We start from the raw sequence: 23,820 nt of genomic DNA on the forward strand, positions 1-23,820 counted from the left end.
ATCCCCGCGGAGGCGGACGCGCCTACTCGTCGTCCCCGCCCTCCAGGCCGCCCTCCGTCTCCAGATACAGCTCCCGCACCCGCTCCAGCACCTCCGGGTCGGGCTCGTCCCACAGCCCGCGGCTCTCGGCCTCCAGCAGCCGCTCGGCCATGCCGTGCAGCGCCCAGGGGTTGGCCTGCTCCAGGAAGGCGCGGTTCTCCGGGTCGAGCAGATAGGTCTGGGCGAGCTTGTCGTACATCCAGTCCGCGACCACGCCCGTGGTCGCGTCGTAGCCGAAGAGGTAGTCGACCGTCGCGGCGAGCTCGAAGGCGCCCTTGTAGCCGTGGCGGCGCATCGCCTCGATCCAGCGCGGGTTGACCACCCGGGCGCGGAAGACCCGTGAGGTCTCCTCGTGGAGGGTGCGGGTGCGGACCGTCTCGGGGCGAGTGGAGTCGCCGATGTACGCGGCGGGCGCGGTGCCCTTCAGGGCGCGCACGGTGGCCACCATGCCGCCGTGGTACTGGAAGTAGTCGTCGGAGTCGGCGATGTCGTGTTCGCGAGTGTCGGTGTTCTTGGCCGCGACCGCGATCCGGCGGTAGGCGCTCTCCATCTCGGCCCGCGCCGGCCGCCCCTCCAGACCGCGGCCGTAGGCGTAGCCGCCCCAGACCGTGTAGACCTCGGCGAGGTCGGCGTCGGTGCGCCAGTCGCGGCTGTCGATGAGCTGGAGCAGCCCGGCGCCGTAGGTACCGGGGCGGGAGCCGAAGATCCGGGTGGTGGCGCGGCGCTCGTCACCGTGGGCGGCGAGGTCGGCGCGGGTGTGCGCCCGTATGTAGTTGTCCTCGTCGCTCTCCTCCAGGGAGGCGGCGAGCCGTACGGCGTCGTCCAGCAGCCCGACGACATGGGGGAAGGCGTCCCGGAAGAAACCGCTGATGCGCAGGGTGACATCGACGCGCGGGCGGCCCAGCTGGTCGAGCGGCACGGGTTCCAGGCCCGTCACCCGGCGCGAGGCGTCGTCCCACACCGGACGGACGCCCAGCAGCGCCAGCGCCTCGGCCACATCGTCGCCGGAGGTGCGCATCGCGCTCGTGCCCCACAGCGAGAGGCCGACGGACTTCGGCCACTGGCCGTCGTTGTCGGCGCGGTAGCGCTCCAGCAGCGAATCGGCGAGGGCCTGGCCGGTCTCCCAGGCCAGCCTGCTGGGCACGGCCTTGGGGTCGACGGAGTAGAAGTTACGGCCGGTCGGCAGGACGTTGACCAGGCCGCGCAGCGGCGAGCCGGACGGCCCCGCGGGGACGAACCCGCCGGCGAGGGCGTGGACGGCGTGGTCGATCTCGTCCGTCGTGGCGGCCAGCCGGGGGACGACCTCGCGGGCGGCGAAGTCGAGAATCGCGGAGACGCCGGGGCGCTGCTCCTCGGGCAGGGTGAGGACGGCCTTCTCGACGGCCTCCGGGGCCCATTCGGCGTCCTCCATCGCCTGGACCAGCGCGCGGGCCCGCTCCTCGGCCTCGTCGGCGCCGGTGCGGGTGGCGGCCGACTCGTCGAGGCCGAGCGCCTCGCGCAGGCCGGGGAGTGCGGACGTACCGCCCCAGATCTGGCGGGCACGGAGGATGGCCAGCACCAGGTTGACGCGCGCCGGCCCGGCCGGGGCGGTGCCCAGAACATGCAGTCCGTCGCGTATCTGGGCGTCCTTGACCTCACACAGCCAGCCGTCGACGTGCAGCAGGAAGTCGTCGAAGCCGTCGTCGTCCGGCCGGTCGTCCAGGCCCAGGTCGTGGTCGAGCCGGGCGGCCTGGATGAGGGTCCAGATCTGGGCGCGGATGGCGGGGAGCTTGGCCGGGTCCATCGCGGAGATGGCGGCGTACTCGTCGAGCAACTGCTCCAGCCGCGCGATGTCGCCGTAGGAGTCGGCGCGGGCCATCGGCGGGACGAGGTGGTCGACGAGGGTGGCGTGGACGCGGCGCTTGGCCTGGGTGCCCTCGCCCGGGTCGTTGACCAGGAAGGGGTAGATGAGCGGCAGATCGCCGAGCGCGGCGTCGGGGCCGCAGGCGGCGGACAGTCCGGCGTTCTTGCCCGGCAGCCACTCCAGGTTGCCGTGTTTGCCCAGATGGACCATGGCGTCGGCGCCGAATCCGCCGTCGGCTCGGGGCGTGGCCATCCAGCGGTAGGCGGCCAGGTAGTGGTGCGAGGGCGGCAGATCGGGGTCGTGGTAGATGGCGATGGGGTTCTCGCCGAAGCCGCGCGGGGGCTGGATGACCACCAGGAGGTTGCCGCGGCGCAGCGCGGCCAGCACGATCTCGCCCTCCGGGTCGCGGCTGGTGTCGACGAACATCTGGCCGGGCGGCGGGCCCCAGTGCTCCTCGACCGCGTCCCGGAGCGCCTGCGGGAGCGTGGCGTACCAGCGGCGGTAGTCGGCGGCCGGGACGCGGACGGGGTTGCGGGCGAGCTGCTCCTCGGTGAGCCACTCCTGGTCGTGGCCGCCGGCCTCGATGAGGGCGCGGATCAGGTCGTCGCCGTCGCCGGAGACCAGGCCCGGGAGCGCGTCCGGCCCGTCCTCGGGGCCGAGGTCGTAGCCATCGGCGCGCAGCCGGCGCAGCAGGGCGACGGCGCTCGCGGGGGTGTCGAGGCCGACGGCGTTGCCGATCCGGGAGTGCTTGGTGGGGTAGGCGGAGAGGACGAGCGCCAGGCGCTTGTCGGCGGCGGGGATATGGCGGAGCCGGGCGTGTCGTACCGCGATTCCGGCGACACGCGCGGCGCGCTCGGCATCGGCGGCATAGACCGGCAGGCCGTCCTCGTCGACCTCCTTGAACGAGAACGGCACGGTGATGAGCCGTCCGTCGAACTCGGGGACGGCGACCTGGGTCGCGGCGTCCAGCGGGGAGAGCCCCTCGTCGTTCTCCTCCCACGCGGCGCGCGACGAGGTCAGGCACAGCGCCTGCAGCACGGGCACGTCGAGCGCGGCGAGCGCGCCCGCGTCCCACGCCTCGTCGTCGCCGCCCGCGGACGCCTCGGCGGGGCGGGTGCCGCCGGCCGCGAGGACGGTGGTGACGATGGCGTCGGCCGCGCCGAGGGCCTGGATCAGCTCGGGTTCGGGGGCCCGCAGCGAGGCGACGAACAGCGGCAGCGGGCGGCCACCGGCGTCCTCCACGGCCCGGCACAGGGCCTCCACGAAGGCGGTGTTGCCGCTCATGTGGTGGGCGCGGTAGTAGAGCACCGCGATGGTCGGGCCGGTGACGTCGCCGGGGCCGGCCACGCGGTCGGTGCGCTCCAGCGGACCCCAGGTGGGCGCGGGCGCGGGCGGTTCGAAGCCATGGCCGGTGAGCAGCACGGTGTCGGAGAGGAACCGGGCGAGCTGGTCGAGGTTGGCGGGCCCGCCGTGGGCGAGGTAGGCGTGGGCCTCGGCGGCGATGCCGACCGGGACCGTGGACGCCTCCATGAGCTGGGCGTCGGGCGCCTGTTCACCGGTGAGGACGACGACGGGGAGGTCGCCCGCGAGCAGCGTGTCGAGCCCCTCCTGCCAGGCGCGGATGCCGCCGAGGAGCCGTACGACGACGAGTTCGACGCCGTCGAGGAGGCCGGGGAGGTCGCCCGGAGCGAGGCGGGCCGGGTTGGCGAGGCGGTACGGCACCGGGCCCGCGGCGGCACGGGCGCTGAGCAGGTCGGTGTCGGACGTCGACAGCAGCAGAATCATGCGGCGGCATGCCTTCCTCGGGGTCCGCGCCCCGGGCGGGTTGAAGACGGCGGCAGTTCCTGGCTCGCGCGGCCGCTGCCGTTCGGCAGCCGCCGCGCTCACAGTGGCGGGACCGCGCCGGATTTCCACCGGCTTCCTACCGTGAGTGCCGTCTTGTGCGTTCGGCGGGCCGGGACCGACCCGCCGCTGAGCATAGTAAGCGTTGCTGACCTGCCACGGGACGGTGAGTTCCGGCCTGGCCGGGGCGGTGGGCCGGACCGGATCGTCGGTATGCTCGCCGCCATGTCCCTCCCCCCGACAACCACCCCATCCGGGGATGAAAGCCCCGTGCGCGGGCGCGATGACGCCTGTCCGGGCGCGCTGCGGCTGCACCCGGCGGACGACGGTTCACTCGCCCGGATCCGGGTGCCGGGCGGGCTACTGACGGCCCGTCAGGCACTGGCTCTGGGGCGAGTGGCGGAGGAGCTGGGCGACGGGCGGCTGGACATCACCTCACGGGGCAATCTGCAGGTGCGCGGCCTGAATGCGGGGTGCGGCGCGGAACTGGCGGCCCGGCTGCGGGCGGCCGGACTGCTGCCCTCGGACCGCCATGACCGGGTGCGCAACATCGTGGCGTCGCCGCTGTCCGGCCTGGACGGCGGGGGGCACGCGGATGTGGTGGCGTGGGTGCGGGAGCTGGACGCCGCGCTGTGCGACGGCACACCGGCGGGGGGCGGAGAATTGTCGGGCTTGTCGGGCAGGTTCCTGTTCGCGCTGGACGATGGGCGTGGCGATGTGGCCACCTTGGGCGCGGATGTGACATTGATCGCAACGCCGGACGGTGGAGCGGTACTCCGGGTCGGCGGTCCGCTGCCTCGTCCGGGTGTGTCCCCGCCGTCGACGGCGGGGACACACCCGGACGAGGCAGCGCGGCGGGGGTCTCGTACGGCCGGGTCGGCGGCGGGGAGCGGCCTCCGGGTGCGGAGCGAGGACGCGCCGCGAGCGGCGGCGCTGGCCGCCGGGGAGTTCCTGGCCAAGGCCCGTGAGAGCGGCACCCGGGCGTGGCGGGTACACGAACTCCCGGCGCGACACGCCATGACGACCGAGGGATTGGTCGCGCGACTCGCCGACGCGGGCGTCGAGGCCGTACCCGTGGAGCGTGAACCAGCGCCCCGCGCCCGCGCCACACCACCCGCCCCCGGACCGGTCCCCGGCCCGAACGGGCGTCACGCGCTGTCCGTCGTCCTCCCCCTGGGCAGGGTGAGCGCCGCGCAGTGGCGGCTGCTCGCCGGGCTCGCCTCCCGGAGCGGGGCCGATGAGCTGCGTATGACACCCTGGCGCGGCGTGGTGCTCCCCGGGTTCGCCCCGGACGACACGCGCGGTGCCTTGGCCGAACTGTCCGACGCGGGACTGGTGACCACGCCGGATTCAGCGTGGCTCGGGGTCGGCGCGTGCACGGGACGGCCGGGCTGTGCCAAGTCCCTGGCGGATGTGCGGGCCGACACGGCACGCATGGTCGCGGACCCGGCGCGGGGGGCTGCGGACCCGGCGCTACGGCCCTCGGGCACGGCGCGGGTGGCCGCGGACCCGGCGGGTGTGGCCGCGGACCCGGCAGGTGTGGTCGCGGGCGGTTCGGTGCCGTGGCCTGTGAGCGGCACGGCGTACGGCGGCGGCCCGGCCGGACCCGATCCGCTGCCGGTGTATGTCTCCGGCTGTGAACGGCGCTGCGGTCACCCCGGGGGCCGCTGGGTGGACGCGGTGGCGACCGGCGACACGGACTACCGCGTCACCGTACGGGGCGCGAGGGGAGACACGCCGGAGGCGGACAGCACGGACAGCGTGGATGTGACAGCAGAGCAGTTGGCCGGCGCCGTGGCGGCGGCCCGTGGAACGACATGATCGAGGACACCGTGTTCGACTACGAGAAGGATGGGGCGGCCATCTACCGCGCGTCCTTTGCCACCATCCGCGCCGAGGCCGACCTCGGCGGGCTCCCCGCCGACGTCAGCCAGGTGGCGGTGCGGATGATCCACGCCTGCGGCATGGTCGACCTGGTCAAGGACCTCGCGTACACCCCCGAGGTGGTCTCCCGCGCCCGCGCCGCGCTGCGGTCCGGCGCGCCGGTGCTCTGTGACGCGCGCATGGTCGCCAGCGGGGTCACCCGCAAGCGGCTGCCCGCCGACAACGAGGTCATCTGCACCCTCGCGGACCCCGCCGTACCGGAGTTGGCGCGGCGCATGGGCACCACTCGCAGCGCCGCCGCACTGGAGCTGTGGCGGGACCGGCTCGACGGGGCGGTGGTGGCGGTCGGCAACGCCCCCACGGCGCTGTTCCGGCTGCTGGAGATGATCGAAGAAGGCGGGGCGGGCGCGCCGCGCCCGGCCGCCGTGATCGGTGTGCCGGTGGGCTTCATCGGCGCCGCCGAGTCCAAGGAGGCGCTGGCCGGGCATCCGGCGGCGCTCGACCACCTGGTGGTGCACGGCCGGCGGGGCGGCAGCGCCATCGCCGCGGCCGCGATCAACGCGATAGCGAGCGAGGAAGAGTGAGCGAGCAGCAGACGGGCCGGCTCTACGGTGTGGGACTCGGCCCCGGCGACCCCTCCCTGATGACCGTACGCGCCGTGGAGGTCATCGCCGAGGCCGATGTCATCGCGTACCACAGCGCCCGGCACGGGCGCAGCATCGCCCGCTCCATAGCCGAGCGGCATCTGCGGCCCGACCACATCGAGGAGCGGCTGGTCTACCCGGTCACCACGGAGACCACCGACCATCCGGGCGGCTATCGCGGCGCGATGGACGAGTTCTACGCGGACGCCGCCGCCAGGCTCGCCGCGCATCTGGACGCGGGGCGCACGGTCGCGGTGCTCGCGGAGGGCGATCCGCTCTTCTACGGCTCGTACATGCACATGCACAAGCGGCTCGCCGACCGCTATCCCACCGAGGTCATCCCCGGTGTCACCTCGGTCAGCGCCGCGGCCGCCCGGCTCGGCGCGCCGCTGGTGGAGGGCGAGGAGGTGCTGACGGTCCTCCCCGGCACCCTGCCGGAGGAGGAGTTGACGGCCCGGCTGGCGACGACGGACGCGGCGGCCGTGATGAAGCTCGGCCGGACGTTCCCGACGGTGCGGCGCGCGCTGGAGCGGTCGGGGCGGCTCGCGGACGCGCGCTATGTGGAGCGCGCCACGATGGACGCGGAGCGGACCGCCCCGCTGGCCGAGGTCGACCCGGAGTCGGTGCCGTACTTCTCGATGGCGGTGCTGCCCAGCCGCGTGGACGCGCCGCGCGATGAGTCCGGCGCGGGCGAGGTCGTGGTCGTCGGCCTGGGTCCGGCCGGTCCGCTGTGGCTCACCCCCGAGGCGCGCGGCGAACTGGCCGCCGTCGATGACCTCGTCGGCTACAGCACCTATCTGGACCGGGTGCCCGTACGGCCGGGCCAGCGGCGCCACGCCTCCGACAACAAGGTCGAGTCCGTACGCGCCGAATTCGCCCTCGACCTCGCCCGGCGGGGCCGGCGTGTCGCCGTGGTCTCCTCCGGCGACCCCGGCGTGTTCGCCATGGCCACCGCCGTCCTGGAGGCCGCCTCCGAGGACCCCTACCGCGAGGTCCCGGTGCGGATCGTCCCCGGTATGACGGCAGCCCACGCCGCCGCCGCCCGGGCCGGTGCCCCGCTCGGCCACGACTACGCGGTGATCTCCCTCTCCGACCGGCTCAAGCCCTGGGAGGTCATCGCCGAGCGGCTGCGCGCCGCCGCCGCGGCCGACCTGGTGCTCGCCCTCTACAACCCCGGCTCCCGCAGCCGCGTCTGGCAGGTGGGCAAGGCCCGCGAACTCCTGCTGGAGCACCGCGCCCCCGACACGCCCGTGGTGCTGGGCCGCGACATCGGCGGCCCCGGTGAACGGGTGCGGATCGTCCGCCTGGCCGACCTCGACCCGGCCGATGTCGACATGCGCACGATCCTCCTGGTGGGCTCCTCCCAGACCCGCACGGTCCGCCGAGGCGACGGCACCGACGTCGTCTGGACGCCACGCCGGTACCCGGAAAGCTAGCCTCCGGGCTCAGGCCAGGGTCGTACGGAGCCAGGCGGCGGCTTCGGCGGGGGTCTCGGCCACCGGAACGCCCTGGGGGGCGGGTGGGCGTTGGATGACGACGACCGGGATGCCGGCGGCGCGGGCCGCGGCGAGTTTGGGGGCGGTGGCGTGGGCGCCGCTGTCCTTGGTGACCAGCACCTCGACGCGGTGGCGGCGCAGCAGCTCCGCCTCGCCGTCGAGGGTGAACGGGCCGCGGTCGAGGATCACCTCCATCCGGGGCGGGACCGGCGGCTCGGGGGCGTCGACCGAGCGGACCAGGAACCATGGCTCGGTGAGGTGGGCGAAGGCGGCCAGGCCCATCCGTCCCGTGGTGAGGAAGATCCGCTCCCCCAGGGCCGGGGCCAGCCGCGCCGCGTCGGCCAGTGAGCCGGCCGAATGCCAGCGGTCGCCCGGGCCGGGTACCCAGCCGGGGCGGCGCAGGGCGAGCAGGGGAACATGGACGTCGGCGGCCGCCCGGGCCGCGTGGGAACTGATCGTGTCGGCGAAAGGATGGGTGGCGTCGATGAGCGCGTCCACCTGGTGCTCGCGGAGCCAGCGGGCCATGCCCTCGGCGCCCCCGAACCCGCCGATCCGCACCTGCCCCACCGGCAGCCGCGGCGCGGCGACCCGGCCCGCGAGGGAGCTGGTGACGCGCAGGGCGGGATCGTCGGCGAGTTCCCCGGCGAGGCGGCGCGCCTCGGTGGTGCCGCCGAGGATGAGCACATGGCGCTGCGCCGGTGCGCTGTTCATCGGGTGCCTTTCGTCGTCCGTGCGCCCGTCATCGTATGCGCGGCGGCCGGCCCATGGCTGAGGCGGAGACGGAGGCCAAGGCGACCGGAGGACGGAGCGCGCAGCTGGAGCGGACGGGGCTGCGGCACGGCTGGACCACCGGGGCGTGTGCGACCGCCGCGACGACGGCCGCGTACACCGCGCTGCTGAACGGGGAGTTCCCCGACCCGGTGACCATCGAACTGCCCAAGGGGCAGCGGCCCGCGTTCGCGCTCGCGGCCGAGGAGCTGACGGCGGACCGGGCCATGGCCGCGGTCGTCAAGGACGCGGGCGACGACCCGGATGTGACCCACGGCGCGCTGGTCAGGGCCACGGTACGGGCCCTGCCGCCCGGCGGCGGAGTGGTCTTCCGGGCCGGTCCGGGCGTCGGCACGGTGACCCGGCCCGGGCTGCCGCTCCCGGTGGGCGAACCGGCCATCAACCCCGTGCCGCGCCAGATGATGCGCGACCACATCGCCGCGGTCGCGGCACGGCACGGCGGAACCGGTGACGTCGAGATCGAGATCTCGGTGGACCACGGCGCGGAGATCGCCCGCTCCACCTGGAATCCGCGGCTGGGCATCCTCGGCGGGCTGTCCATCCTCGGCACGACGGGCATCGTGGTGCCCTACTCCTGCTCGGCGTGGATCGACAGCATCCGGCGCGGGGTGGATGTCGCACGCGCGGCGGGGCGGCGCCACGTGGCGGGCTGTACGGGCTCGACGTCCGAGAAGGTGGCGGTGGCCGTGCACGGGCTGCCACAGGACGCGCTGCTGGACATGGGCGACTTCGCGGGGGCGGTGCTGAAGTATCTGCGCCGCCACCCGGTGGACCGGCTGACGGTCGCCGGAGGCTTCGCCAAGCTCTCCAAGCTGGCCGCCGGGCATCTGGATCTGCACTCCTCACGCTCCCAGGTGGACAAGGGGTTCCTCGCGGACCTGGCCCGCCGGGGCGGGGCGGACGACAAGCTGGCGGAGGCGGTTGCCACGGCCAACACCGGCCTGGAGACGGTGCAGTTGTGCTCCGCCCGCGGCGTACCACTCGGCGACCTGGTCGCCGCGGCGGCCCGCGACACGGCGCTCGGTGTGCTGCGCGGGGCGCCGGTGGCGGTGGACGTGATCTGCATCGACCGCGCAGGCACGATCGTGGGCCGCGCCGAGCCACGCGGCCCCCGAGAGCGCTGACCCCCGGCGCGATCGCCGCACCCCCGCGTCACGGCACGGCACCCGGCAGGGCGCGCGGCGGCACCCGCACCCGTGCCGCCCCCTCCGGGCCGACACGTCGGCGAGGCGACACACCGGCCCGTGGGATACGGCCACCCGCGGGGCGCGGCACACGGGACGGCGCACGGATCGTCACCGCGCCCGCCGCACGGACCCGCCACGCACTGAGTCAGCACCCCCGACACGCCGCGGACACCTCGCCTCGCAGGCCACGCGCGCCGGTGCCGCCGCCTTCGGCCGACGCGACGACACACCGGCACGGCGCGGTACGGCCGCCGTCCACCCGCGCGACGCGGCGAACCGGACGGGGTGCGGGCCTTCACCGCGCCCGTCGCGCGGACCCGCTGCCGCCGCAGCCGGGACCGACCCGCCGCCGCCCCGCTCGGCGCGGTCGCGGTGGCCCGGCGCCGGCATCCTCGACACGCCGCCGCCCCTCGCGGCCTCGGACCCCTCGCCCCGTGCCCCGCACGGACCGTACGACCCCCCGCACAGGGCACCGCACGGGCGCGCGTCGCACGCTGCCGGGGCACAGCCTCCCCGACCCCATCGAGACCACACCACCACGGCCGATCCCCCGGGCGCCGTCACGCGGCAGGCGGTAGCGGTCCCGGCCGGGCCGGGATCAGGTGCCGTGCGGGTGGCAGGACTCGTGGGGGCGTTCGCGGTCCGAGGAGTAGAGGTGGCTGTCGCGGAACTGTTCGGCGCCCAGGGTGCGGCCCACGATGATGACCGCCGTCCGTACCACGCCCGCCGCCTTCACCTGGGCCGCGATGTCGTCCAGCGTGCCGCGCAGCACCAGTTCGTCGGGGCGGCTGGCCATGGCGACCACGGCCGCCGGGCAGTCGGCGCCGTAGTGCGGGAGGAGTTCGCCGACGACGCGGTCCACGTAGCGGGCGGCGAGATGCAGTACGAGCAGGGCGCCGCTGCGGCCGAGGGTGGCGAGGTCCTCGCCTTCCGGCATGGGGGTGGCCTGCTGGGCGATGCGGGTGAGGATGACGGTCTGGCCGACGGTCGGGACCGTCAGCTCGCGCTTCAGCGCGGCCGCCGCGGCGGCGAAGGCGGGAACGCCCGGGACGACGTCGTACGGAATGCCGACGGCGTCGAGGCGGCGCATCTGCTCGGCGACGGCGCTGAAGACCGACGGATCGCCGGAGTGGAGGCGGGCCACGTCATGGCCCGCCTCGTGGGCGGCGACGAACTCGGCGGTGATCTGGTCGAGGTCGAGCCGGGCGGTGTCGACGAGGCGGGCGTCCGGCGGGCATTCGGCGAGCAGTTCACGCGGCACCAGGCTGCCCGCGTACAGACACACCTGGCAGCGGGCCAGGGTCCGGGCGCCGCGCACCGTGATCAGATCGGCGGCACCGGGGCCCGCGCCGATGAAGTACACCGTCATCGTGTCTCTCCTTGAGCGGCTTCGGCGGATCCCGCGGGATCGGCGGCATACCCGCCAGGGCCCCGGGAGTCGAGCGGTTTGGTGGCGGACCACTGGGTGACCGGCATCGCCTGCCGCCAGCCGGTGAAGGCGCCGACCGGGGTGGCGTGGGAGACGGCGAGGCGGACGAGGTCGCCGCCGTGGCGGCGGTACCGGTCGGCGAGCAGCGCCTCGGACTCCAGGGTCACGGTGTTGGCGACGATCCGGCCACCCGGCGGCAGGGCCGCCCAGCACGCCTCCAGCACTCCGGGGGCGGTCAGGCCGCCGCCGATGAACACCGCGTCGGGGATGGGCAGTGCGGCCAGGGCGTCCGGGGCGGCGCCGGTGACGACGGTCAGCCCGGGCACACCGAGCGCGTCGGCGTTGCGGTCGATGCGCTCGGCGCGCACCGGGTCGCGTTCGACCGAGACCGCCCGGCAGGTGCGGTGGGCGCGCATCCACTCCACGGCGATGGAGCCCGAGCCACCGCCCACGTCCCACAGCAGCTCCCCGGGGGCGGGGGCGAGCGCGGCGAGGGTGGCGGCCCGCACATGGCGCTTGGTGAGCTGTCCGTCGTGGTCGTACGCCGTGTCGGGCAGCCCCGGCGCGAGCGACAGCGGCCGGGCGCCGTCCGCCGGGGCGCAGTCGATGGCGATGACGTTGAGGGGGTCGCCGGGCGGATGGGGCCATTCTTCGGCCGTGCCCTCCACACAGCGCTCCCGCGCGCTCCCCAACTGCTCCAGCACCCGCATCCGGCTCGGTCCGAAACCGCGGTCCCCGAGCAACCCGGCCACCTCGGCGGGGGTTTCGGCGCCCGCACTGAGCACGAGCAGCCGCCGTCCGGCGTACAGCTCACGGTTCAGCGTGGCCAGGGGACGGCCGACGAGGCTGATCACCTCGGTCGCCTCCAGCGCCCAGCCGAGCCGCGCACAGGCCAGGGAGACGGACGACGGATGGGGCAGCACCCGCAGCCGCTCGGCGCCCAGCAGCTCGGCCAGGGTGCGGCCGATGCCGAAGAACATGGGGTCGCCGCTGGCCAGTACACAGACCCGCCGCCCGGTGTGCGCGGCGAACAGCCCGGGGACGGCGGGGCGCAGCGGGGACGGCCAGGGCACCCGCTCACCGTGGCACTCCGGCGGCAGCAGGCCCAGATGGCGATGTCCGCCGATGAGCACCTCGGCCGTGCGCAACGCCTCGCGGGCCGTGGAACCGAGCCCGTCCCAGCCGTCGGCGCCGATGCCGATGACGGTCACGGGGGGAGGCGGCGGGCTCACGATGGTCACCTCGCGGGTCGGGGAACGGTCCACGAAACTCTACTGACCTGCTACGACGCCCCGGCCCCCGGCTCCCGCTCCAGGCCCCGCTCCCCCGGCTGCTCCCGCTGCCCCGCCTGCTCCTGCTCGCGCTCCAGCTCCGCCAGCGCCAGCAGTTGCTCGACGGTCATGTCCTCGGGGATCGGCACCGGCGCCGGGGTGCGCAGCGGCGGCTGCCAGCCCTCCTCCGGGGCCCACCGCCGTATGATCCGGGCCGGCGCCCCGGCCACCACGGCGTGGTCGGGCACCTCGCCCCGTACGACCGCGCCCGCCGCGACCACCACATTGCGGCCCAGCCGCGCCCCCGGCAGGATCACCGCGCCCGCGCCCAGCCAGCTGCCGGGGCCGATGTGGACGGGCGCGGAGCGCGGCCACTGGCGGCCGATGGGCTGCTCCGGATCGTCGTAGGAGTGGTTGTCGCTGGTCACATAGACGTATGGGCCGCAGAAGACATCGTCACCGAACTCCACGGGCACCGACGCGATCACATGGCTGCCCCGGCCCAGCACCACGCCGTTGCCGATGCGCAGAACCGGATCGGGGCCGAGGTCCACACCGGGCATCATGCCGGCGGTGAGGGTCACCTGCTCGCCGATGACGCAGTGCTCACCGAGCTCGATCCACGGTTCGCCGAAGAGGGTGCCCTGGGGGAACGCCAGCCGGGTGCCGACGCCGATGCGGCCGAACCGGTACGGGCCGGGGCGCTCGGCCGTCACCGCGCCGGCCCGCTGTACGGCGCGCCATCCGCGGTGGACCAGACGGGAGGTGACGCGTCCGCACCAGCCCCGCCAGGATGAGAACAGGTTCTCGTTCTTCGGCATTCGCCCACCGTATCGGCCCATCGGGAGGCCGTCCGCGTCACCCCGGCGTCCCCTACGCGCTCCCGCGTCCCGGCGCCTCGCGCAGTACGCAGTCGCCGCACAACCCGCCGCCGGGCACGCGGTAGTAGAGACAGCAGGTGTGGCGCCGGTAGCCGAGCGGCGCGGTGCTCAGGGTGCCGGCCTCGCGCAGCGGCGGGTGGACGAGCTGGGCGCGCGCCAGCTCGGTGGCCCGGTCCGCCGCCTCGGCGCGGCCGTGTGCCCGGCACCAGTCGTGCAGCACGCGCAGCGAACCGGCCAGTGCCGAGGCGGCGTTGCCCCACAGCAGCCGCCCCGAGACCCGGTAGGCCCGTCCGATGGCGTGGTGCAGCGGCATCAGATGGACGAACGCCGCGGTGCCCACCTGACCGGCGAGTCCTCCCGGTTCGCCCATCACCGGCGGCACGCCGGGCCACCACAGGTCGTCGGGGGCGACCCGCCCGGGGTTCCACCACAGCCGGTCGGGCCGGAGGTGGGGCACCTGGTCGGAGAGGGCAGCCGGGCCGAGCGCGAGCGACCACACCCGGGCGGCGAGGCCCTGGAAGGCGAGGGAGGCCGCGACCCTCGGCTCATCGGTGCGCAGGCTCGCGGCGACCGCCTCGACCCGGGCGCTCAGCACCGGCCCGGCGGCGCCCTCGCCGGTCAGCCGGTACGCCTCACCGATCCGTACGTACCCCTCCTCGCGTGGCTCGCCGATGCCGGTGCGCAGGGCGAAGAACGGCCCGACCCGCGCCGCTTCCGGCAGCGGCGCCTCATCCACCGTCGGCCGGGGCCCGGAACGCCTCCAGCAGCCGGTCCGCCGCCAGCGTGGCCGTCAGGGTGCCCTCGCGGACCCGCTGCTCCAGCTCGGGCCCGAGCCGCCGCACCTCGGGGTGGGCGTGCAGCCGTGCGAGCAGTTGGTCGCGCACCATCGACCAGGTCCAGTCGACCTGCTGGTCGCGCCGCTTGGCATCCAGCGCGCCCGTGGCCTCCAGCACCCGGCGGTGCTGCTCCAGGCGCTCCCACACCACGTCGAGCCCGGTGGACTCGCGGGCGCTGCAGGTGAGCACCGGCGGGTTCCAGGGCGCGTCCGCGGGCTGCAGCAGCCTCAGCGCGCCCGCCAGCTCACGGGCCGCCGACTTGGCGTCCCGCGCGTGGGGGCCGTCGGCCTTGTTGATGGTGACCACGTCGGCCAGCTCCAGGACACCCTTCTTGATGCCCTGCAACTGATCGCCGGTGCGGGCCAGGGAGAGCAGCAGGAAGGAGTCGACCATATTGGCCACCGCGGTCTCGGACTGGCCCACGCCCACGGTCTCCACCAGCACCACGTCATAGCCCGCGGCCTCCATGACGACCATGGACTCGCGGGTGGCGCGGGCGACCCCGCCCAGCGTCCCGGCGCTGGGCGAGGGCCGTACGAAGGCGTCGGGGTCGACCGCCAGCCGCTCCATCCGGGTCTTGTCACCCAGGATGGAGCCGCCGGTGCGGGTCGACGAAGGGTCGACGGCGAGCACCGCGACCTTGTGGCCGGCCCCGGTGAGCATGGTGCCCAGGGCGTCGATGAAGGTGGACTTGCCCACCCCGGGCACCCCGCTGATGCCGATCCGCCGCGCCCCGCCGGTGTGCGGCAGCAGCTCGACCAGCAGCCGCTGGGCGAGGTCGTGGTGGTCGGGCCGGGTGGACTCGACGAGCGTGATCGCACGGGCGATATACGCGCGATGGCCGTCGAGCACGCCCTTGGCGTACTCCTCGATGTCGATCGTCCGTGGCATGGACTACAGCTCGTGGCCGAGGTCGGCGGCCAGCTTCCGCACCAGGTCATGGGCGGCGTCCGGGATGACCGTGCCCGGCAGGAAGACGGCGGCGGCGCCGGCGTCGTGCAGGGTCTGGACGTCGTGCGGCGGGATGACCCCGCCGACCACGATGGTGATGTCCTCGCGCCCCGCCTCGGCCAGTTGCTCGCGCAGCGCGGGCACCAGCGTGAGGTGGCCGGCCGCGAGCGACGACACGCCGACGATGTGCACATCGGCCTCCACCGCCTGCCGCGCGACCTCCTCCGGGGTCTGGAACAGCGGGCCGACGTCGACGTCGAAGCCCAGGTCGGCGAAGGCGGTGGCGATCACCTTCTGGCCGCGGTCATGACCGTCCTGGCCCATCTTGGCGACCAGGATGCGGGGGCGGCGGCCCTCGGCGCTCTCGAACTTCTCCACCAGCGCGCGGGTGCGGCTCACGCCGGAGGATGCTCCGGCCTCTTCTCGGTACACACCGGAGATCGTACGGATCTGCCCCGAGTGGCGCCCATAGACCGCCTCGAGCGCGTCGGAGATCTCGCCGACGGTCGCCATGGCGCGGGCGGCGTCCACGGCGAGCGCCAGCAGATTGCCCTCCAGACCCGCGCCCGGACCGGACCGGGCCGCGGCGGTCAGGGCGCGCAGCGCGTCCTGGCAGACGGCCTCGTCACGCTCGGCGCGCAGCCGCCGCAGCTTCTCGATCTGCTGGGTGCGCACCGCCGAGTTGTCGACCTTGAGGACCTCGAGCTGCTCATCGCTGTCGATGCGGTACTTGTTGACGCCGATCACCGGCTGGCGGCCGGAGTCGATCCGCGCCTGGGTGCGGGCGGCGGCCTCCTCGACACGCAGCTTGGGGATGCCCGCGTCGATGGCCTTGGCCATGCCGCCGGCCGCCTCGACCTCCTCGATGTGCTGCCAGGCCCGCCGCGCCAGGTCGTACGTCAGCTTCTCGACGTACGCGCTGCCGCCCCACGGGTCGATGACCCGGGTGGTGCCCGACTCCTGCTGCAGCAGGATCTGGGTGTTGCGGGCGATCCGGGCGGAGAAGTCGGTGGGCAGCGCGAGCGCCTCGTCCAGCGCGTTGGTGTGCAGCGACTGGGTGTGGCCCTGGGTGGCGGCCATGGCCTCCACACAGGTGCGCGCCACATTGTTGTAGACGTCCTGGGCGGTCAGCGACCAGCCGGAGGTCTGCGAATGGGTGCGCAGCGACAGCGACTTGGGGTTCTTCGGGTCGAACTGCTTGACCAGCTTGGCCCACAGCAGCCGCGCCGCCCGCAGCTTGGCGACCTCCATGAAGAAGTTCATGCCGATCGCCCAGAAGAACGACAGCCGGGGCGCGAAGGCGTCCACGTCCATCCCGGCGTCCCGGCCGGCCCGCAGATACTCCACACCGTCGGCCAGGGTGTACGCCAGCTCCAGATCGGCCGTGGCTCCGGCCTCCTGGATGTGGTAGCCGGAGATGGAGATGGAGTTGTAGCGCGGCATCCGCTGCGAGGTGAAGGAGAAGATGTCGGAGATGATCCGCATCGACGGCTGCGGCGGATAGATGTAGGTGTTGCGGACCATGAACTCCTTGAGGATGTCGTTCTGAATGGTCCCGGCCAGCTTCTCGGGCGGTACGCCCTGTTCCTCGGCGGCCACGATGTAGAGCGCGAGCACGGGCAGCACCGCGCCGTTCATCGTCATCGACACGCTCATCCGGTCCAGCGGGATGCCGTCGAAGAGCTGCCGCATGTCGTAGATGGAGTCGATGGCCACGCCCGCCATGCCGACGTCACCGGTGACCCGGGGATGGTCGCTGTCGTAGCCCCGGTGGGTGGGCAGGTCGAAGGCGACCGACAGGCCCTTCTGGCCGGCCGCGAGGTTGCGGCGGTAGAAGGCGTTGGACTCCTCGGCGGTGGAGAAGCCCGCGTACTGCCGGATGGTCCAGGGCTGGTTGACGTACATCGTCGGGTACGGGCCGCGCAGATAGGGCGCGGCGCCGGGGTAGGTGCCCAGGAAGTCGACGCCCTGGAGGTCCTCGGCGGTGTAGAGCGGTTTGACCCCGATGCCCTCGGGGGTGTCCCACACCAGGTCCTCCACGCCCTTGCCCACGCTGTTCTGCAGCGCGGCGGCCCAGTCGCCGGAGCTGGGCACCGGGCCTTCGGCCGGTCCGTCCAGATCGACCGCCGAGAAGTCCGGGATCTTCCCCGGCTCCACCGGAGCGCCGGCCATCACGCCACCCCCATGGTGTTCAGAGCCGAGGAGAGTACCTCGACCGCGTCGCAGCCCGCGAAGACGTATCCGTCCACTCCGGCCCGTTCGTACTCATCCTGTTGTGCGCCCGGCCGTCCGGCCAGGTAGACCCGGGTCGCCCCGGCCGTCTTGAGCCGCTCGGCCACGGCCGCCGCCTCCTGCGCGTACAGCTTGTCGCTGGAGCACAGGCAGGCCACGCGGGCGCCACTGGCGGCGAACGCCTCGGCGACCGTCTCCGCGGTCACCGTGGCGGGTTCGTGGACCGCCTCGATCCCGCCCGCCTGGAAGAGGTTGGCGGCGAAGGAGGCGCGGGCGGTGTGCGCGGCGGCGGGGCCCAGCGCGGCCAGGAAGATCCTGGGTCGGCTGCCCTCGGCCGCCAGCTGGGCGTCGGCGCGGGTGCGCAGCGCCTCGTACGCCTCGTCGCGGCGCACCCTCGGCAGTCCGCCGCTGGGCGGCTCCGGGACGGGCTCGCGCTCGACGGGCCGCTCGGCGAGGTTCGGGAACTCGCTGACGCCGGTGATCGGCTCCTTGCGGCGGGCGAGGTCGCGGCCGCGGCGCGCCCAGGTTTCGGCGAGCCGGTCGCGGACCAGCCCGGAGGCGAGGGCCGCGGCCATCCCCCCGGCGCGCTCGATCTCCTGGAACCAGGCCCAGGCGGCGCGGGCGACGTCGTCGGTGAGCTTCTCGACGTACCAGGAGCCGCCGGCCGGGTCGATCACCCGGGCCAGCTGCGACTCCTCCAGCAGGATCGTGGAGGTGTTGCGGGCGATCCGGCGGGCGAAGTCGTCGGGGAGGCCGATCGCGCTGTCGAAGGGCAGCACGGTGACCGCGTCCGCGCCGCCGACGCCCGCCGCGAGGGTGGCGACGGTGGTGCGCAGCATGTTCACCCAGGGGTCGCGCCGGGTCATCATCACCGGGGAGGTCACCGCGTGCTGACGCTGGGCGCGCGCCTGAGAGGGCGCGCCGCACGCCTGCGCCACACGCGCCCACAGGCGGCGGGCGGCCCGGAGCTTGGCGATGGTGAGGAACTGGTCGGCGGTGGCCGCGTAGCGGAACTCAAGCTGGGCGCAGGCGGCTTCGACGCTCAGACCGGCCTCGGTGAGGGTGCGCAGATACGCCACCGCGGCGGCGAGGGAGCAGCCGAGCTCCTGGGCCGCCCCGGCGCCCGCCTCGTGGTACGGCAGGGCGTCCACGGCGAAGGCCATCACCCCGGGGTGGTCGCGGTGGCAGATCCCCGCGAGGTCGGCCGCGGCGGCCAGCTGCCCGGCCAGGCCGTCGTCGCGTCCGGTACGGGCCGCGAGCCCCAGCGGGTCCGCGCCGAGGTTGCCGAGCGCGGCGCCCGGCGGCACCTCGCGGCCGGCGTAGAGCCGCAGCAGGGCGCGGGCGGCGTCCTCGAAGTCGGCGCCCGCGTCGAGGGCGACGGGGGCGAGGTCGAGGTAGACCCCCTTGAGGGCCTCGGGCAGCCCGTCCACGGGCACCCCGGCCGCGCCGGCCGCGAGCCAGACCGAGCCGGCGCCGTTCTCCAGGTCGGCGAGGATCGCCTGGTTGGTGCGCGCCGGATCGGGGTGGGCGTGGCGCTGGCGTACGTCCCAGCCGGATACGGCGGAGCCCTCGGCCCGGCCGCCGCGCACGAAGGGCGCGAAGCCGGGGAATCCGGCGTCCTGGGGCGCGTCTTCGGCGGTGTAGAGGGGGTGGACGGTGATGCCGTCCTCGAGCGCGGTAGCGAGGGCCTCTTCGGCCTCGGCGCCCACGGCGTCCGATGTGCCGGTTTTGCGCAGCACGCCTTCGACGAGGTGGCGCCATTGGTCTCGCGTCACTTCAGGGAAATCGTCGGCTAGGGGAAGCCCGTCGGGCAGGACCGTCATAGGAGGAGGCTAATGGGGTCCGCTAAAGCCGAAGCAGTGGTTAAGCCTGTGAGCTTACTCTCTAGTGATCTCAGGGGTGAGCTCTAGGGATTTCAGTAGTGGCGACCGCCCACGGCCGGGGTGGGTGAGGCGTATGGGCCCGGCGCGGGGTGCGGAACGGGCGCCCATGGTCGACGACGGCCCCGGATACAGACCGGCTGCTTGGACATGAGACCGCTGCGGACACACAGAGGCCCGCCCGGTGCGACGGGGGATGCACACCGGGCGGGCTCGAAGACCTTTTTACCGCATCGGCGGGGGGTTATGCATCAAAAGCGTGTTCGCTTCCCCGTTTCACCATGCGACGGGCAGCGAGATCAGGCCACGCGCGCGGATCGACGGCCGCCATCGGAGCTCCTCCCTCGGGACGTCCAGCCGCAGCCCCGGAAAACGCCGAACCAGCGCGGCCAGAGCGATTTCCATCTCCATCCGGGCCAGGGGCGCGCCGAGGCAGTAGTGGATGCCATGGCCGAGCGCAAGGTGACCGGACCGGCCAAGATGTGGATTGAAGTCGTCCGGATCCTTGAACTGGGCCGGGTCGCGGTGTGCCGAGGCCAGCGAGAGCAGCACGGTCTCCCCGGCGGGGATGGTCACACCGCCGATCTCGATCTCCTCGAGCGGGAAGCGGCGGATCCCCAGGGACGCCGGGCCCTCGTACCGCGCCAGTTCGTCGAAGGCGGCCGCGAGACCGCCCGGATCCGCGCGCAGCTCCTGGAGGACCGTGGGGTGGTCGAGCAGGGTGAGCACCGAGTTGGCGATGAGGTGGACGGTGTTCTCGTAGCCCGCGAGGAAGATGAGGAAGGCGAGCGAGGTCAGTTCGTCCTCGGTGAGCCTGCCGTCGCCGTCCCCGGGCTCGTCGTCGCGGACCCGGATCAGATCCGAGAGCAGATCGTCCCCGGGCTCCGCGCGCTTCTTCTCGATCAGCCCGGTGTAGAAGCGGAGCATGCTGCCGACCGCTTCCTTCGCCGCCCGCGGCCGCGCCGGATCGGGGGTGATCAGGGCGTCGCTCCAGGCCCGGAAGTCGCGCTGGTCGCGCTGCGGGACGCCGAGCAGATCGCAGATGACGATGATGGGCAGCTGTCCGGCGTAGGCGGCCAGCAGGTCCGCGCGGCCCTCGGACTCGATGGCGTCGAGCAGCTCGTCGGCGATCCGCCGGACCGGTTCGCGCATCCGCTCCACACGGCCGGGGGTGAACGCCTTGACCACCAGCCGGCGCACCCGGGTGTGGTCCGGCGGGTCCATGTTGAGCAGATTGGCGTCGAGGGCGGGCGGCAGGGAGAAGCCGCTGTAGTTACCCGGGGCGGCGTGGCGCTTGTCCAGGGCCAGACGCGGATCGGCGAGCAGCCGCCGCACATCCTCGTAACGGGTCACCAGCCAGGCGGGTCGTCCGTCGGTGCCGGCGATCCGATGGACCGGGCCCGCCTCGCGGAGCGTGGCCAGGGCCGGGTAGAGGTCCTCGATCATCGGGGCGGTGTCAACGAGCTCCGGGCCGTCCGTTCCGGCGGCGTGCGCGGTGTTCTGCATGGATCCCGACTCTAGGCGGTGGCGTCCTCCGGGCCTGAACGGGTGGGGCGTTTCCGCCCGTCCGGGCGATGCGCACAGGTGCGCGTGGTGGTGGCCGGGAGGCGGCGCCGGGGCTGAATCCCCCCGGCGCCGCCTGTGCCACGGGCGGCCCCGACCCCCGTCCAGGGCCACCTCGTCTGTGATCCCCCGCTCACCGCCGCTGGGCGGCGGTCTCCTCCCTCAGTTCCGCGAGCACCTCGTCCACGAGCGGCAGGTGATAGACGTCGGCGACGCGGGCCAGATGCTCGTGCTCCTCCACCAGTTCGGCCCCTGTCGTCATCACCACGCTGTCCGCCGCGGACTCCGGCACATGTCCCGCTGCTTGATTCAGCAAACCGCGTCTGAGCGCCGCTGCTTCCGCTACGGCAGCAAGTTGCCAATCGTCGAGTCCCGCCGCGCCGGCCTTGACATGCGCGATCTCCAGGACGGTGGCCTCCACATGGCGCCGTACGCCGCGCTGTACGTCGCGGATCTCCGCCATCTGACGGTTGGCCCGCCACTCGAGGTCCGCGAACGGCCACCAGCCCGTCCAGCGGGAGTGGCCCATGGACACCTCGGGGGCCTGTGTGGTGACCTCCCGCCACAGCGGCCGCAGCCGCCGGAAGCGGCGCCACGCGGAGGCCCGCGGCCCAACGGCGGGGATGGCGAAGCCGGCCAGCACCAGGAGCGCCGCGACCGACGCGGTCAGCGGGGCGACCCCGTTGGAGAGCCAGTACAGCTCACGGCCCGCCCAGGAGAAGACGAAACCGATCAGCTTGCAGGCGCAGTACGCCAGTCCCAGCCAGCATCCGGCGGCCAGCACCCGCAGCCCCCGGGCCAGCCATGAGCCGCGCAGGCTGGCGGCATAGCGCGGGCAGAGGATGCCGAGCCCCGCCAGACCGGCTCCGAAAATGGCCAGATACAGCACCAGGAAGAGGACCACCCCGGGGGCGTCGGCATAGGCGGTGCTGAAGTCGCGGGGGTGCTCGACCGCGTCCGGGCGGCCGACCGCGAAGCCGACGATGGCCACGGTCCATGCCACGGCCACGGCGGCGACCACCACGACCGGCCGCACCGCCGATCCCGTCCAGCGCAGCAGCAGCACCAGGGCGCCGGTGGCGAACAGCACGACGGAGGAGTAGAGGAAGACCATGGCGAGATTGGCGACACCCACCAGGCCGTCGAACCAGCGGTAGACGCTGGGCGCGGAGAGCAGGAACACATTCGCCACGGCCGCGGTCATCACACAGGCCAGGCCGAGATCGGCGTTGGCGCGGTCCCGGAACCAGGCCCGGGCCTTGTAGCCGGCCATCGTCCAGGCGGCGGCGCCGAAGCAGAGATACACGAGGTCAAACACCGGTGTCACCGCCCGGTTCACCGCGTACGCCACCGTCGGCGCCGCCGGTGCGGTCGGCCCCGTGGACGTGGTCGGCACTGTCGGTGCGGTCGGCACTGTCGGCGCGGTCGGTGCGCACGTGGCGCAGCGCCGGGCCGAGAGCCGCGGCGAGTTCGGCCGCCCGGCCCTGAAGCGGCAGCCCGTGGTCCGGCGAGGTCGGCACCACATGCTCCATCAGCAGCGTGCCCAGCACCTCGGTCTCGCGCTCGGTGAGGTTGTCGTAGCAGTGGTGGCGGGCGAAGTCCGGGGTCATCCCCAGCCGGCGCATCGCGGTGGTCACATCGACGGACGGCGTCCACATCCGCAGTGCTTCCTCGGTGACCGCCGGGTCCTGCTCGTGTCCGAGCAGGAGATGGCCGATTTCATGCAGCACGATATGGATCTGGTGCCAGGGGGACGTCCGGACCTCGTAGAAGATCCAGTAGTCCTCGTCGGTGGAGGCGGTCATGCCCGAGACCACACCGCCCAGGCTCATCGGCACCAGGTGGACGGGGCGTCCGACGCGGCGGGCGACGATGTCGCACAGACCGGGCAGGTCGGTCGAGGCGGGCAGCCCGAGCTCCTTGATGAGCTGCTTGCACTGCCGCCGTATCCGGCCCACTCGCATGCCTGCACCACCCTCGTATCCGGTCCGCCGCCAGGAGGAGAACAGTTCCGGGTCATCGACGGCCATTCGTCGCCTCGCCGTCCGGACCGCCCGAACCGTCCGCTCCGGCGGCCCCGTTCGGACCGGGAGGTTCGGGCGGAAGGTTCATCTGCTGCCGGAACTGGGAGATGATCGTGGTGAGACTGTCCTGGACCTCCGGCGGGAGGCCCACGGAGCGCAGCGCGATGCTGCGGACCCGCTTGTCGCGCATCGCGACGAGGAACCGCACCTCCTCCTCGACCCGCTCGGCCTGCGAAGGCGACAGGTCGCCCAGCAGATAACCGACGGGCACGGCGAAGAACTTGGCGAGCGCCCGCAGCACGTCCGGGCTGGGATTGGTGCGCTTGCCGTTGCGCAGCATCGACAGATACTGCTCGGTCACGCTCACCCCGCCGTACTCCTCGCCACCGCTGATCTCCTCGGCGACGTAGGCGTTGGTGTACGGCGCGCCCGGCGGGTGCATGGTGGTGAACAGGTAGTTGAGCCGGTCCGCCAGCGGGCTGTCGGCGGCGTCCGGTGACCTGTCGGCACCCGCTGCCATCTGCGCCCCCTCACGGCTGCTCCGGGCTCGAACACCCTCACGGTTGGTTAAGGCGGACGATGCCGCGCGACGCATCCTGCCATGTCCATCGCACAGCACACCAGTCCGGTGCCGAATCGTGGGGGCGGCCGACTTAACTACCAGTTGGTAGCTGGGCCAAGAGGGTGATCGATCAGGCGAGGGAGGAGGTCGGCCGACGGCCGCGATGTCCGCTTGCTGCCAGCGGCCGCGGCCGAGGGGCCGGTGTCCTCCCTCGCTCTCAGCGCATGCGCCGGGCGCTCAGTCCACGCTTTGGAGAATGTGCGGTTCGGCGAGGTCGTCCTCGTAACCGGCGAGTCGGATCGGCGCGGAACGCGCCCATACTTCCAGACTGCCCACCTCCACGGCCTGCACGAACCGCCCGCTGTTATCGGCGCGCGCGTCGTCGCTCTGTGTTTGTTCGGGGGTCACCGCACACTCCCTCGTGTCGGCTGAACCGGATCTGTCGTCAGATTAACCAGCGTCTGAAC

Annotated in this window: 18 protein-coding genes and 1 riboswitch; of the genes, 4 read left to right on the forward strand and 14 right to left on the reverse strand. The window is 73.7% G+C overall.

Translation table 11 applies throughout. The features are described 5' to 3' along the window. Positions 1-22: 22 nt before the first annotated feature. Complete coding sequence (cobN, locus tag J5X86_RS40655) at positions 23-3,667, reverse strand: cobaltochelatase subunit CobN (protein ID WP_208521657.1); 3,645 nt, start codon at positions 3,665-3,667, stop codon at positions 23-25. Between the two features lie 54 nt (positions 3,668-3,721). Further along, positions 3,722-3,805: riboswitch (cobalamin riboswitch) on the reverse strand. Between the two features lie 132 nt (positions 3,806-3,937). Between cobN and J5X86_RS40660 the strand changes: the two genes are divergently transcribed. From J5X86_RS40660 to J5X86_RS40670, 3 genes are read left to right on the forward strand one after another with little or no spacing between them, the layout of a single operon-like run. Beyond that, the gene (locus tag J5X86_RS40660) at positions 3,938-5,545 is read left to right on the forward strand and encodes a nitrite reductase (RefSeq protein ID WP_208521658.1); all 1,608 of its coding nucleotides are present in this window, start codon (positions 3,938-3,940) and stop codon (positions 5,543-5,545) included. Then, positions 5,542-6,192 (forward strand): precorrin-8X methylmutase, encoded by a 651-nt coding sequence (locus tag J5X86_RS40665; protein ID WP_208521659.1) that lies wholly within the window; start codon positions 5,542-5,544, stop codon positions 6,190-6,192. The genes J5X86_RS40660 and J5X86_RS40665 overlap by 4 nt, the downstream gene beginning before the upstream one ends. Beyond that, a complete protein-coding gene (locus tag J5X86_RS40670; protein ID WP_208521660.1) occupies positions 6,189-7,688 on the forward strand; it encodes a precorrin-2 C(20)-methyltransferase in 1,500 nt (499 codons plus the stop codon). Before J5X86_RS40665 ends, J5X86_RS40670 begins: the two co-directional genes overlap by 4 nt. Positions 7,689-7,697: 9 nt before the next feature. On the opposite strand, the gene J5X86_RS40675 is transcribed toward J5X86_RS40670, so the two are convergent. After that, positions 7,698-8,459, reverse strand: coding sequence for a cobalt-precorrin-6A reductase (locus tag J5X86_RS40675; RefSeq protein ID WP_208521661.1), 762 nt, complete (start codon positions 8,457-8,459; stop codon positions 7,698-7,700). A gap of 53 nt (positions 8,460-8,512) precedes the next feature. On the opposite strand from J5X86_RS40675, the gene J5X86_RS40680 reads away from it, so the two are divergent. Next, positions 8,513-9,661, forward strand: a complete 1,149-nt coding sequence (locus J5X86_RS40680) for a cobalt-precorrin-5B (C(1))-methyltransferase (RefSeq protein WP_208521662.1) — start codon at positions 8,513-8,515, stop codon at positions 9,659-9,661. Positions 9,662-10,322: 661 nt separating this feature from the next. Here the strand turns inward: J5X86_RS40680 and cobM are convergent. The 12 genes from cobM to J5X86_RS40740 form a co-directional block, all read right to left on the reverse strand. Next, positions 10,323-11,093 (reverse strand): precorrin-4 C(11)-methyltransferase, encoded by a 771-nt coding sequence (cobM, locus tag J5X86_RS40685; protein ID WP_208521663.1) that lies wholly within the window; start codon positions 11,091-11,093, stop codon positions 10,323-10,325. Then, positions 11,090-12,385, reverse strand: coding sequence for a precorrin-6y C5,15-methyltransferase (decarboxylating) subunit CbiE (cbiE, locus tag J5X86_RS40690; RefSeq protein ID WP_374229355.1), 1,296 nt, complete (start codon positions 12,383-12,385; stop codon positions 11,090-11,092). The genes cobM and cbiE overlap by 4 nt, the downstream gene beginning before the upstream one ends. Before the next feature lie 50 nt (positions 12,386-12,435). Beyond that, positions 12,436-13,245: a DapH/DapD/GlmU-related protein gene (locus tag J5X86_RS40695; protein WP_208521665.1), complete on the reverse strand. Its 810-nt coding sequence runs from the start codon at positions 13,243-13,245 to the stop codon at positions 12,436-12,438. A 52-nt stretch (positions 13,246-13,297) separates the two neighbouring features. Beyond that, the gene (locus tag J5X86_RS40700) at positions 13,298-14,041 is read right to left on the reverse strand and encodes a (2Fe-2S)-binding protein (RefSeq protein WP_208521666.1); all 744 of its coding nucleotides are present in this window, start codon (positions 14,039-14,041) and stop codon (positions 13,298-13,300) included. Beyond that, on the reverse strand, positions 14,034-15,032 hold the full coding sequence (meaB, locus tag J5X86_RS40705; RefSeq protein ID WP_208521667.1) for a methylmalonyl Co-A mutase-associated GTPase MeaB: 999 nt from the start codon (positions 15,030-15,032) through the stop codon (positions 14,034-14,036). The genes J5X86_RS40700 and meaB overlap by 8 nt, the downstream gene beginning before the upstream one ends. 3 nt (positions 15,033-15,035) lie before the next feature. Beyond that, positions 15,036-17,264, reverse strand: coding sequence for a methylmalonyl-CoA mutase (scpA, locus tag J5X86_RS40710; RefSeq protein ID WP_078639085.1), 2,229 nt, complete (start codon positions 17,262-17,264; stop codon positions 15,036-15,038). Then, on the reverse strand, positions 17,264-19,147 hold the full coding sequence (gene mutA / locus J5X86_RS40715; RefSeq protein WP_208521668.1) for a methylmalonyl-CoA mutase small subunit: 1,884 nt from the start codon (positions 19,145-19,147) through the stop codon (positions 17,264-17,266). The genes scpA and mutA overlap by 1 nt, the downstream gene beginning before the upstream one ends. A 333-nt stretch (positions 19,148-19,480) precedes the next feature. After that, complete coding sequence (locus tag J5X86_RS40720) at positions 19,481-20,710, reverse strand: cytochrome P450 (protein WP_208521669.1); 1,230 nt, start codon at positions 20,708-20,710, stop codon at positions 19,481-19,483. A 190-nt stretch (positions 20,711-20,900) separates the two neighbouring features. Next, positions 20,901-22,085: an MAB_1171c family putative transporter gene (locus J5X86_RS40725; RefSeq protein WP_208521670.1), complete on the reverse strand. Its 1,185-nt coding sequence runs from the start codon at positions 22,083-22,085 to the stop codon at positions 20,901-20,903. Then, a complete protein-coding gene (locus tag J5X86_RS40730; protein ID WP_208521671.1) occupies positions 22,078-22,797 on the reverse strand; it encodes an ImmA/IrrE family metallo-endopeptidase in 720 nt (239 codons plus the stop codon). Before J5X86_RS40730 ends, J5X86_RS40725 begins: the two co-directional genes overlap by 8 nt. Continuing rightward, entirely contained in the window at positions 22,784-23,311 is a 528-nt protein-coding gene (locus J5X86_RS40735) for a helix-turn-helix domain-containing protein (RefSeq protein WP_208521672.1), read from the reverse strand. Before J5X86_RS40735 ends, J5X86_RS40730 begins: the two co-directional genes overlap by 14 nt. Positions 23,312-23,590: 279 nt before the next feature. Next, positions 23,591-23,761, reverse strand: coding sequence for a hypothetical protein (locus J5X86_RS40740; RefSeq protein ID WP_162953194.1), 171 nt, complete (start codon positions 23,759-23,761; stop codon positions 23,591-23,593). Between the last annotated feature and the right edge of the window lie 59 nt (positions 23,762-23,820).

Source organism: Streptomyces sp. NEAU-YJ-81, from assembly GCF_017592595.1.
GTDB classification, from domain to species: Bacteria; Actinomycetota; Actinomycetes; order Streptomycetales; family Streptomycetaceae; genus Streptomyces; species Streptomyces hygroscopicus_B.